The following is an 11,653-nucleotide window of genomic DNA, read 5'->3' on the forward strand; positions in this document are numbered from 1 at the left end:
TAGAGATAAAGAAAAATGCACAAAAAAACCTACTGGAAATGTCCAATAGGCTGGTGTCAGGCACCAATTACTGTTTTCACACTATAATTATCTTCAGATATGTAGTTTGGGTGTCAGGCACCCAAACGAAACGCACACCCAATTAGTTACATGTTCCGTGCGGACTTGGGCAGCCGTTGGTTTGTTTTTCTACTTGGATGGTGCTGTGCTCAATGTGGAAATCATCATGAAGAATACGCTGTGACTGTGACAGAATCTCATCGTGAATCGCTTCATCCGAAATAGAAAGATGACAGCTTAATACGGGATAACCAGAAGTAATCGTCCAAATGTGGAGGTCATGCACTTCCTTCACCAAAGGGATTTTCCTTAATGCCTCTTTGACTTCTTTTATATCAATCTGTGTTGGTGCACCCTCCATTAGGATATGGAAGGAATCCTTTGCCACACGGAATCCGCTGACCAAAATTAATAGTGCCACGATAACGCTGGCAATCGGGTCTGCAATACCCCAGCCGAAAAACATAATGAGGAGCGCAGCAATAATCGCACCAACAGAACCTAGCATGTCACCAATAACATGTAAAAAGGCACTTCGGATATTTAAGTTTTCGTCCTTATCACCTTTCATTAATATCCATGCTGCGATTATATTAACCACCAAACCGATCACAGAAATCAGCAGCATTCCCGTACTTTGCACCTCTGGTGGAGCGAAAAAGCGCTGAATGGCTTCATAAAAAATATAAACAGAAATGACAATCAGCGTTAACCCATTCAATGCTGCTGCAATAATTTCAAATCGTTTGTAGCCATACGTTTTTTCCTGTGACACCTTTTTCTCACCAAGCTTAATCGCGTAATAGCTTAAGCCAAGGGCTGCTGCATCACTCAGCATATGTCCTGCGTCAGATAATAACGCTAAACTGTTTGTTAGGATTCCGCCAATCACTTCAATAACCATAAACAAGGCTATTAATATGAAAGAACTTAATAATGCTTTTTTATTACTTGTATGTGAATGACCGTGTGAATGGCCATGTGAGTGGCCATGATGGTGATGGTGACCCATGTTTATCCCCCCAAGCTCTCTTGTTAAAATCGCTTTCTATTTATCTGATTCTAAATCGGAAAAATTCCGATTACGTTTAGTTTTTCTCTTAAGTTTTATTCCATTCATGCTGTCTGGACAGTAAAAGGATATCCTCTTTTAATTCTTTTACCCTTCTATTTAATGGCTTACTCTCGCCCGACTAGCTCCTTCTGGTGCGTAAAGGCAATGTGAATGAGTTGTTTCACATGATCATCATCGAGTGAGTAATAAACGAGTTTTCCGACCTTTCGATATTTTGCTAGGCCAAGGCCTTTCAAATGGCGCAGATGGTGGGAGGCAGTCGCTGTCGTTGCCCCTACAATATTGGCTACATCACAAACGCAGAGCTCCTCTTCTAATGTCAGCGCATAGGCAATTTTCATGCGGGTTTCATCAGATAATGCTTTAAAAAGCTTAGTTACAGAAACAATATTGTCTTTTTTAAGCTGCTGTTGAACTCGTGCCACTTTCTCATCGACTGCACAAGGAATCTCGCAAACATCTTGTTCTTTCATCTTTTCACCAACTTCATTCAAATGTTTATTTGATTATATCATATTCAAACAGTCGTTTGAGTGTCAATGATTTTGCCATAAAATTAGAGGTAAAAAGCTCCATTAACCTAAATAAAAAAGAAGAACCGCATGGCTCTTCATCAGACAGGTACATATTCACATTTTCCTAATACTCATTATGAATTGGAAGGCTTTAGTAACCCCGTTTCAATGCTTTTCAATAATCTAAAAATCTCGAGGAGAAGGATATTTATTCCGAGCCACACGCCTCCAAACACATAGCCTGCCGCAACATCACTAGGAATCTCCACATTAAAATACACACGACTCACGGCGATGAAGGTTAAAAGAACCAGAACGGTGATCGGTACCATGGTGTGAACCCAAATCCTTTTTGCATGACGAACGACGATAAATACGATAAATCCATAAATAACGATTGTCATAAGCATTTGCTCACTAGGAAATGTATATAACAGCTGATCGATGAGCGATCGAGAGATCGGTGAGAGCTTATGAAAAACGATTCTCAACGTTTCCTCATAAAGCTCCCCACCGCCAGCCACCAGCCCAAGAGACAGCCATTCAAGCAGTCTGTCCCGACCTCTCCAGAAAATCCAAGAAACGCCAAAGATAATAAGTACCCAGAGAAATTTTCTAGAACCCATGAAAAAGAAGAGATTCATTGTTCCTTCCCAGCTCTTATTAAACGTTAATGGTACGAGCACACTGACAATTTCATTAAAGTCCGAAAACTCTCCACCTAGAAAATCTTGGACCATTCCAATCATTAGAATGATTAGTCCTAACGTGGAAGCAGCTGTAATACCAAGTAAAAGCCCCACCTTTTTTCGCGAATGAAACACGTTCAACGTAAAATTCAATAACTTTACAGCTCCACCTTCCATTTCGTATTTGTACTTTTTATAAATATAAAGAGCAATCAATAAGACAGCTGCAATGATTCCTCCAATAAGGAGGTATTTTTTAATAGATTGATGAAATTGTTCCCATTGCGGACCTAATATTTTTCCCAGCGTAATAAACACTGTTACCCATAAAAATGCCCCGCTATAGGCAAACAGGGCAAACCTGCGGAACGTGATCCTAGTAATCCCTGAAAAGTAACCAGTGATATGTCGAACCCCAGGAATAAAGTAGGCAATAATCAGTACCTTATTTCCATGCTTGCTAAACCATTGGGACGTTTTCTCAATCTTATCCGGCCCCAAATGAAAGCGATGACCATACTTATCAAAAAATGGCGTACCTAATTTAAAACCGATCCAATAAGATATGGTCATCCCCATGCAGGCCCCAATTCCCGCAACTAAAATACTTAACAGCCAATTTAAATGGCCTTGAAATACTAAAAATCCACTGTAGCTCATCAAGACTTCACCCGGTAAGGGGACCGCTATTAATTCGAGTAAAAGAGCACCAAAAAGGACAAGATACCCATATTGATCAATGTATGCCGTCAGATTTGTCATGGTCTGTCCCCTTTCTTGAATAAAGTGCAAAAACAAGCTCTTGTTTATGTAAATACCCTAAATTAATTTTTTCCTGACTCCCTCAACTGAATCAGGGCATTAGGTAAAATCGCATAAATAAGAACTGCTATTGGTAAAAAAATAAAACATATTACGAATAGTTTGATGATCACTCAAACGTCATTTCTTTTCAACTTTTCATTCGGTAAAAATAATTCTACCTCAGTGCCAACACCTTCCGTACTTTTCACTTTGATTTCCCCATGATGCTGCTTCATGATATTTTTAGCAATCGACAACCCCAGTCCCGTTCCACCTGTTTCACGGCTTCTAGCCTTGTCCACCCGATAAAAACGCTCAAAAATATTTTCAATTTCATGGGCAGGAATACCAATCCCAAAATCCTTTACTTTTATAACAGTGAATTGCTCATTAGAATTTAGATAAACCTCAATCTTGTCTGTGCTATATTTAATGGCATTATCGATTAAAATGATAATGGCCTGTTTTAGTTTCAACTCATCTCCTGTCACAGAAATAGCAGCACCATTATATTGGAGATCAATCTCCCTCTTATAGGCACTTTTCAACTGTTTGATGATGTTCTGACATAAAGTAACTAAGTTGATCGATTTCATTTCTAAGTGACTGCCAGATTCCGTATCTGCTAAATCAAGAAATCTTTCGGTCATGATTTGAATTCGTGTTGCTTCGGAATGTATGGACTCAATTGCTTCAAGTGCATCCGTTTCATTTCGAATCCCCCGTCTTAATAAGTGATCTGCATAACTTTTAATTACGGTTAGCGGTGTTTTTAATTCATGGGAGGCATCTGAGATAAATTGCCGTTGTTTTTCGATATTTTTTTCTAATCTTCCGATCATACGATTAAAGGTAACGGCCAATTTTTGCAGTTCATCCTTTGTATCATGTTGGATGATAATTTTTTTCGGGATTCCGCTTCGTTCGATATCCTCCATGGTATTGATCATGTTCGAGATTGGCCTCATGATAAAATTGGATAACCATCTGCCGCCAAGAAGGGATATTATCGCTCCTAAAGCCGTGCACAAAGCAAGCAGAAAAAGCAATAAGTCCTTTCCTAATTCCAAGCCGACTAATTTTTCGCCAATTTCTAATGTTCCAACCACCTGACCGTCCGATTTGATGGGAACCCTCACAATCGCAATTTGTTCTTCTTGGTGATTAAGACTAATCGTGCGCCTCTCCGTTTCTTTTTTAGCAGTGAATTTTGCTTTTACTTTCTTTGCTAATTGCCGATCATTCGTTAGTTGGTGCGCAATTTTGGAATTAGGCTGAACCTTACGGATAAACGAATGAGTTGTTAAGTAAGGGGTTAATTCCTCCTTAATAGCTGTTTGAGAATCATGCTTATTCATTTCTTTTATCACATTATTCGCCTTTTGAAACAACTGATTATCTTCCATATTGACCGTAATTTTCATAAAGGAAAAAAAGACGACCGCATTAACGGCAAGTAATACACAAAGTACCCAAGCGGAAGTAATGAGATTTATTTTTGTGGTAATTTTCATCTGTTTAATTCTCCTTTACGGTATAACCAATTCCCCTTACAGTCTGAATAATCGGTGTTTCATTAAAACCTTCTTCAACTTTCTTTCTTAGATGTCTGATAAACACATCTATTACATTGGTTTCTCCTTCATATTCATATCCCCATACATGAAACAAAATATTATCCCTGGTAACGATTCTATTTTTATTGGATAACAAATACACAAGCAAATCAAATTCTTTAGGGGTTAGCGAAATGGACACTCCATCTCTCATGACCTCTCTTGTATCAAGATTAACAGTTAAATCCCGGAAGGATAAAATAGTGTCTTCCTCTTGTGAAGCTTTGACGGCAATAGAATTCTGCCGAAGACAGGAACGGACTCGTGCCAATAATTCCTCCATTTCAAATGGCTTGGTAATATAATCATTGGCACCTTGATCCAATCCTGCTACCTTATCCATCGTCATGTTTCGGGCTGTTAATAACAAGACTGGGATAAGCGTATTTTCTATTCGAACTTTCCTTAAAACCTCAATGCCATTCATTTCTGGTAACATCACATCTAATAAAATTAAATCGAGTTTTTCATTTAAGGCCGCCTGTAAGCCAGCTTTCCCATCAAAGGCAACTACTACCTCATATCCTTCATACTCAAGTTCTATCTTTAAAATCTTTGCAATCTGTTTTTCATCTTCAACAACCAAAATACGGTGTGCCATTATAAGGCCCTCCTTTTGCTGCCCCTTTATCATGGAGAATCTTCATTCTATCATTCTGCCCTAAAAACCTTCCCCTTCAATTTAGCATGATTTCTGGCTATTTTTCCTGTTTTAATGTAATTTTAATCTTTTCTAGAAATAACACAAAGCACCCCTTCTTACTATAGAAGGAGTGCTTTTATTAGAAAGGGTGTCAGGCACCATTTCTACTATTATTGAATGGGATTCGTTGGTTCTTCTGTTACGAGGTCCTGCAGGGAGTGCTTGCGGATCGCTAGGACGAGATCGGCTAGGAAGTAAAGTCCGATCACTGACCAGATCCAAGCCCAAAATGGTTCGATTGTTCCATACATAACAGCTACTCCAGGGTGGATCCATTTTAAACATGTAAGGGATAGGAATCCCCAGCAAATGGAGAAAGGCAAACAAATATGTCCATGGAGCTGCATCGGGGTATCACTATAATCCCACCATTGTTTTTGGAATAATTTCTGCAATAGTGCCCCGCTTAAATATTCAACGATAGTTGGAATAAATAAGCAAAGGAGGATGATCGTTAACCAGTTTGCTTTTGGTGAAATTAAATACACCAAAAGCACTGGAGCAATTCCATACATAGGTTTAAATGGACCAAACAAAAAATTCTCTTTAAAAAATATTCGTTTCGTGAAGTAGCTATAACTATTCTCCAGCAGCCAGCCAACGAACGAATACACCGTAAAATAAAAAACGATGGACGCAGCTCCCTCAATAGTAAGAATTTCTAAAGGTTGAAATTCAATACCTTTCAATAAGCTAAAAAACATGGCTAAACCACCTTTCATCATTCATAAATGAAATTTCCCACTTTAGGATTGGCTGACTGGGTCGGAAATATACCAAAGCATTCCTTATATAAATAAAGAAAACTCGCCGATTGGCGAGCCGTTAGGTGAAGATAGAGGGGTAGTTGAACTTATGCATGATAGGCATTTGAGTGGTGTCAGGCACCATTTTAACCATACACGTAAAGTAAACTTAAACCGCTGAAACAAAAAAGAGGAGATTCGAAACGAATCCCCCTTATACAACAGATTATCTAATTGTTTTTAATGCTTTGCTCCAAGCATTCACTTCATCAAGCATTGCATTTACATTGGTAAGGTGCAATTCAGCTGGTTTGAAAACACTGCCGTTTTCAAAGTCAGTGAATAAAGATAATGTTGGATGTGTACGAACATCTGCAATTTTCAATTCACCCATAATGCCGCGTAAATGTTCTGCTGCACGAGCACCGCCTGTAGAACCATAGCTTACAATACCTGCTGCTTTGTCATTCCATGCTTCACGTGCAAAGTCAAGGGCATTTTTTAATGCGCCAGTGATGCTGTGATTGTATTCTTGAACAACGAATACGAATCCATCTAAGCTTGCAAGTTTTTCATTCCATGCAGCGATTCCTGGTTCTGTACCATCAGTTGTGCCTAAGAATGGTAAGTTAAAATCAGCAATATCAACGATTTCATAATTAGCATCGCCGCGTTGGTCAGCAATACCTTTAACCCATTCCCCTACTTGTGGACTAACGCGTCCTTGACGTGTACTTCCTAAAATAATACCAATGTTTAATTTTGTCATTGTCTTTTCCTCCTCTTGTGTTTGTGTTTGCGTTTTACCAAATAATTTATTTAAAAATCCCATTATTTGCACCACCTTTGCATTGAGAATCTCTAAGATGAGTATTTCAAATTTATTTATTCTTAATTCGAGATAATAATATAATATTCTTCGCACTTTGTCAACATAATAAGTCTATATTTTTTTATAAGGCTTTATAAAACAGTAAAAAGCCACCTAGCTAACTAAGCTAAGTGGTCTATAGTATAAAGGGTGTCAGGCACCATTATCCAATTTTTTCATCATCATATTTTCTTTCATCTAATACAAATAATACGCCGAGTTCGTAATGGTCGCCTTCAAAGAGAGCTCGTTGGACAAAGCGAATCTCTCCGTTTGTGTCGAGGACTTCGAGCTTACAATGGGCCCGATTTTTTTGGAGGGCCTCATAGAAAGTTTCTTCATCCTGAACCTTTACACCATTCGCTTTTGTAATGATTTCTCCCACCTGAAGTCCCATTTTACTAGCAGGTGATTCTGGGATAATCCCTATGATCATTAAACCTTGATTCTTCTTAGAAAAGTAGAACGGCAAACTATCATCTTTCATAAAAGCAATCAATGCTAATAATTCTCTAGCAATTACAGCAAAAGCGGCAACGATAATGGAACTTAACGGATACCACAATCCTATAATCGAAAGGAGGGAAATGAACACACCAAGTACCATTACCCTCCGGCCTTGAAGTTGAATGGCATCCCTCGGCAGCATTCCTTTCACCTGCTGCTGGAATCCAACCGAAAATGGAACAAGCAAAAGCGAATATTTTTCTGCTCCCAAATGGAAGACCGGCCACCAATCGATTGGAAGCTGCAGCACATCCCCTGGGATGAGTAAAAACAACGGCACCATCCACAGTCGTCTTACTTCATGAACGCCGACATTTTGACCGCGCTTGCTTTTCGTTAGCTTCGGAGAAGATCCTTTGCTTCCATTTATAAAAATAAGCAAGCCCTCTGCTATTAACAACAGACCTAGGATGACAACAATGGAAGGATAGATTTTATCACCAATGGCATCAAACGCCTTTGAAAAGAATGGCGGCAACCAGTTAACCTCCGCCATGATAATAATAGTAAAAAATGCCGCTGTTAATGTGTAGGCCGGTGATATAAACCTTAGGTTTGTTGTCAGAGACCATAGTAAGGTAAATCCTGCAATAAGAGGAATCACAGCAAAAGGAACGGCGATTCCTGCCGCAACAATTACAATAGATAGACATAACCCTATCAAAATTCCAAGCGGAAATAACTGCCGAAGTTCAAAATAAGCGTCATGCGCTCGAATATGAAAATTCTTCCGTTCCCGTTTTACCCTCATAACGCCAAAAATCCCCGCAAGGAAAACAAGATAGTATAAAACAGGATGAAGAAATAACCTGCCTGTCCCTTTTAAAAGTTCCACAAGCCATGATTCAACCATTTCCTGCCACCTGCCTCTATTAATATTTCTAGTAAATGATTATGTAAAAATCCCTTACAGATTATTCTACCAAATTAGCCGTATAAGTGAAACCACAATCAGCGAAGGATTTTTCAAGTCTTATAGGATGATAGCAAAACAAAGACAGAGGCGGGTGCCTCTGTCTTTGTTTATTTTGAAAGTAACTTTAATGCCATTTTTAGCTGTAAATCATTTTTTCCTTTTTTCATTTCCTTTACGGCCGCTTCTTCAAGTTTAGCAGCAGTCTTGGTGTCGATTTTGCCTGTTGTCTGTAAGTCATTTTCCTGTTGGAAGCCCTTCACAGCTACGGTTGTTTCTTTACTATAGTAACCGTCTGTCCGTCCCGGTGCATATCCCAATCCTTTTAAAATCTCTTGCGCATTTTTCACCTGTTCATTATTCATATCCTCAACAAGAGGTTTTTCTACTTGGATCGGATGGGTTTCAAAGATGGCCGGCTGCTTGACGGAGACATCAGGTTTAATCCCTTTTTTATGAATCCAATTCCCTCCAGGGGTCAGCCACTTGGCTAATGTCAGCTTAATATTGCTGCCATCGCCCATGGAGATGGCCTGCTGGACAGTTCCTTTTCCGAAGGTTGTTTCTCCGACCAATTGGTAACCTGCCGCTTCCTGTAGAGAGCCTGCCAATATTTCGGATGCTGAGGCACTGCCTTTATTGATAAGAACTAGGACAGGATACTCTTTTTTCTTGGAAAGGGTTGAGAAATAACGCTGTTTTTCCCCATTACGCTGTTGGATTTGCACATATGGCTTATCCTTCGGGATAAATTCTTTAAGAATTTCACCGACACTATCTAAAAATCCACCAGGATTGCCGCGCACATCGAGGACCAAGCCTTTAATATGATCATTCTCTAACGCTTTTAGCTCCTTCTTAAAGTCAGCAGCCGTGTCTTCTGCAAACGAAGTGATTTCCAGATAGCCAATCTTTTTGCCATCCTGCTTCTTAATTGAGGCATGAACGGTCTCCAGCGGAATCTCATCCCGCTTTACATCAATCGATATGGGTTCCTTTAACCCTTTTCTAGCAATTTCTAATTGGACGGTGGTTCCCTTTTTCCCACGAATTTTGAGCGTGGCTTTATTCAAGTCCAATCCTTCGACACTCTTCCCGTCTACCTTTAAAATTTGATCATTCGGTTTAATCCCCGCTTTTTCAGCAGGTGAGTTTTTAAATGGCGAGACAATGACAATTTTTCCATCTACCATCCCAACCTCTGCCCCAATTCCTTCAAATGAAGATTCCAGAGCTTGCGTAAATTGCTTCGCTGTTTCCTTATCCATATATACGGAATATGGATCTTTTAAGACAGAAAGCATCCCTTGGATGGCCCCTTCGACCAGCTGGTCCTCGTCTACTTTTTCCACATAGCGACTCTTTATAAGATCGTAGGCCTGTTCTACCTTATCTAGCTCAACTGTATCTTCATTAGAATTATTTTGGTTAGGGACTACCGTCTCCTTGGGAATGGAAGCAGCCTCTTTTTTATCAAGATAGGTCATTCCAGCATAGGTTCCACCCACACCCGTAAGCAGTGAACCTGTCATTAACAGGGCAATCCATTTACGATTCATCCTAGGTCCTCCTCAAGTAATAAATGCCTGTCCTTTCAATTTTTATTCAAGGGCTGCAATTTCCTGCCCGATTATTAACTTATATGTAGGAGGTGGACTAGTTATGATTAATAAGCCATATCTCTTTTTATACAGCAGGCAATATTTTCGCTCCATTCACCATACAAAAAAGGAAGAGGCTAGGCCTCTTCCTTTCCGCTTATACACCTGGAATAATTCCAGCTGGATTTATTTTATTGGATTTGCTGGCATTCCATTCACCTTTATGGAGTTCAAAGTGGAGATGAACACCGCCAGCCTGTCCTGTTGCGCCTTTCGTACCAATACGTTGACCCTTCGTCACCCGGTCTCCCGCTTGGACTAATCTGCTGCCTTGTACCATATGTGCATATACAGTCGTATAGATTTGGCCATTAACAACCGAGGTAATCATGATACATTCTCCATAAGAAGAGGATTGATACGACCTGAAGACGATCCCATCAGCCGCGGCCACGATCGCATCCGCACTGGATGCTTGTCCAAAGTCTATTCCATTATGGAAACTATGGTCATAATCCCTGTAGCCAAATCCAGACGTTACAGGTCCAACAGTCGGTCTTGTAAATGAACCACTTGATACCTGAGGAGCTGGCCCACTTGTTGAATGTGAACTTGCCGCTGAACTAGTGTTTGCCTTTGCTGTGTTTGCCTTTGCCGCGGCTGCCTTTGCTGCTGCTGCTGCCTTTGCTGCCGCTGCTTGACGTTCTTGTTCCATCTTAAGAGCTTGTTGAACCGCTATTTCTTGTGCAGCCAAAGCTTCCTCTTGCTCTTGTAAACTCATGGCATGGTCATGTTCTTTTTCTTCCTCAACTTTTAAGCTTGCCAAAAGTTTATCTTTTTCGGCTTTTTGTGCACTTAATTGCTGATTCATTTTTTCTAAATCCGAAACCATCTTTTCTAAACTTGCCAAATCATTTTTTACTTGCGCTTGTTTTTCTTCTAGTTCCAATTTGTCAGCTTCTTGCTTTTTTAAAATTTCCTGGTCTGCTTCTACAATGGTTGCCACAGCATTCGCACGGCCAATGAAATCACTAAAGCTGGTAGACCCCATTAAAACATCTAAATAATTAACCATACCCCCTGTTTCTTGATAACTGCGGGCACGTTCCTTTAATAATTCATTACGCTTCTCTATTCGCTCCATAATGATCTTAATTTCTTCTTGAAGTTTAGTAATCTCAACTCTAGTCTTTTCAATTTTAGTCTTTTTTTCATTTATTTTATTCGTCGCGTCCGTAATAGCATTATCCAGTCGTTGCATTTCACTCTTTACATCTGCCTGCTGGTTTTGGAGATTAGTAATTTTTTCATTTGCTTGATTAATAGTCGAATTTAAATTAGAACGCTTTTCTTTAATTTCTTTTTGTTCACCTTTCAAACTTGAGATTGACTCTGCTTCCGTTTTAATAGAAGCTCCCCCAAAAATCGACCCCAGTCCCACCGTTGCAACAGTGGCAAGTGTAATGATGGTTTTTCTCATTTCCGATTTGTCTCCTCCCTCTCTATATGTATAGATAAACTCAATAATTCAGGAAGGACATCATGCCGTCCTT

10 protein-coding genes are annotated in these 11,653 nt (G+C 39.7%); all 10 read right to left on the bottom strand.

Annotated features, from left to right (window positions below):
- Positions 1-142 precede the first annotated feature (142 nt).
- On the bottom strand, positions 143-1,072 hold the full coding sequence (locus AC4E8C_RS20025) for a cation diffusion facilitator family transporter (RefSeq protein ID WP_490208387.1): 930 nt from the start codon (positions 1,070-1,072) through the stop codon (positions 143-145).
- A gap of 167 nt (positions 1,073-1,239) precedes the next feature.
- Positions 1,240-1,608, bottom strand: a complete 369-nt coding sequence (locus tag AC4E8C_RS20030) for an ArsR/SmtB family transcription factor (protein ID WP_490212618.1) — start codon at positions 1,606-1,608, stop codon at positions 1,240-1,242.
- 176 nt (positions 1,609-1,784) lie between these two features.
- Entirely contained in the window at positions 1,785-3,101 is a 1,317-nt protein-coding gene (locus AC4E8C_RS20035; protein ID WP_490208388.1) for a VTT domain-containing protein, read from the bottom strand.
- Between the two features lie 173 nt (positions 3,102-3,274).
- Positions 3,275-4,657 (bottom strand): sensor histidine kinase, encoded by a 1,383-nt coding sequence (locus AC4E8C_RS20040; RefSeq protein ID WP_490208389.1) that lies wholly within the window; start codon positions 4,655-4,657, stop codon positions 3,275-3,277.
- Between the two features lie 4 nt (positions 4,658-4,661).
- On the bottom strand, positions 4,662-5,360 hold the full coding sequence (locus tag AC4E8C_RS20045) for a response regulator transcription factor (RefSeq protein ID WP_490208390.1): 699 nt from the start codon (positions 5,358-5,360) through the stop codon (positions 4,662-4,664).
- A 212-nt stretch (positions 5,361-5,572) separates the two neighbouring features.
- A complete protein-coding gene (locus AC4E8C_RS20050; protein ID WP_490208391.1) occupies positions 5,573-6,166 on the bottom strand; it encodes a putative ABC transporter permease in 594 nt (197 codons plus the stop codon).
- A 268-nt stretch (positions 6,167-6,434) separates the two neighbouring features.
- A complete protein-coding gene (locus tag AC4E8C_RS20055) occupies positions 6,435-7,040 on the bottom strand; it encodes an NADPH-dependent FMN reductase (RefSeq protein ID WP_490208392.1) in 606 nt (201 codons plus the stop codon).
- Between the two features lie 202 nt (positions 7,041-7,242).
- On the bottom strand, positions 7,243-8,439 hold the full coding sequence (locus tag AC4E8C_RS20060; protein ID WP_490208393.1) for a PDZ domain-containing protein: 1,197 nt from the start codon (positions 8,437-8,439) through the stop codon (positions 7,243-7,245).
- 170 nt (positions 8,440-8,609) lie between these two features.
- The gene (locus AC4E8C_RS20065; RefSeq protein WP_490208394.1) at positions 8,610-10,058 is read right to left on the bottom strand and encodes a S41 family peptidase; all 1,449 of its coding nucleotides are present in this window, start codon (positions 10,056-10,058) and stop codon (positions 8,610-8,612) included.
- Positions 10,059-10,257: 199 nt separating this feature from the next.
- Positions 10,258-11,580: a murein hydrolase activator EnvC family protein gene (locus AC4E8C_RS20070; protein ID WP_490208395.1), complete on the bottom strand. Its 1,323-nt coding sequence runs from the start codon at positions 11,578-11,580 to the stop codon at positions 10,258-10,260.
- Between the last annotated feature and the right edge of the window lie 73 nt (positions 11,581-11,653).

Source organism: Neobacillus sp. SRL179 (genome assembly GCF_984799095.1).

What these genes read in the sequence shown, in the direction of transcription:
- AC4E8C_RS20025 (WP_490208387.1), bottom strand. Translation starts at nt 1,072, where the DNA reads ATGGGTCACCATCACCATCATGGCCACTCACATGGCCATTCACACGGT.
- AC4E8C_RS20035 (WP_490208388.1), bottom strand. Translation starts at nt 3,101, where the DNA reads ATGACAAATCTGACGGCATACATTGATCAATATGGGTATCTTGTCCTT.
- AC4E8C_RS20050 (WP_490208391.1), bottom strand. Translation starts at nt 6,166, where the DNA reads ATGTTTTTTAGCTTATTGAAAGGTATTGAATTTCAACCTTTAGAAATT.
- AC4E8C_RS20070 (WP_490208395.1), bottom strand. Translation starts at nt 11,580, where the DNA reads ATGAGAAAAACCATCATTACACTTGCCACTGTTGCAACGGTGGGACTG.
- AC4E8C_RS20060 (WP_490208393.1), bottom strand. Translation starts at nt 8,439, where the DNA reads ATGGTTGAATCATGGCTTGTGGAACTTTTAAAAGGGACAGGCAGGTTA.
- AC4E8C_RS20045 (WP_490208390.1), bottom strand. Translation starts at nt 5,360, where the DNA reads ATGGCACACCGTATTTTGGTTGTTGAAGATGAAAAACAGATTGCAAAG.
- AC4E8C_RS20055 (WP_490208392.1), bottom strand. Translation starts at nt 7,040, where the DNA reads ATGGGATTTTTAAATAAATTATTTGGTAAAACGCAAACACAAACACAA.
- AC4E8C_RS20040 (WP_490208389.1), bottom strand. Translation starts at nt 4,657, where the DNA reads ATGAAAATTACCACAAAAATAAATCTCATTACTTCCGCTTGGGTACTT.
- AC4E8C_RS20030 (WP_490212618.1), bottom strand. Translation starts at nt 1,608, where the DNA reads ATGAAAGAACAAGATGTTTGCGAGATTCCTTGTGCAGTCGATGAGAAA.
- AC4E8C_RS20065 (WP_490208394.1), bottom strand. Translation starts at nt 10,058, where the DNA reads ATGAATCGTAAATGGATTGCCCTGTTAATGACAGGTTCACTGCTTACG.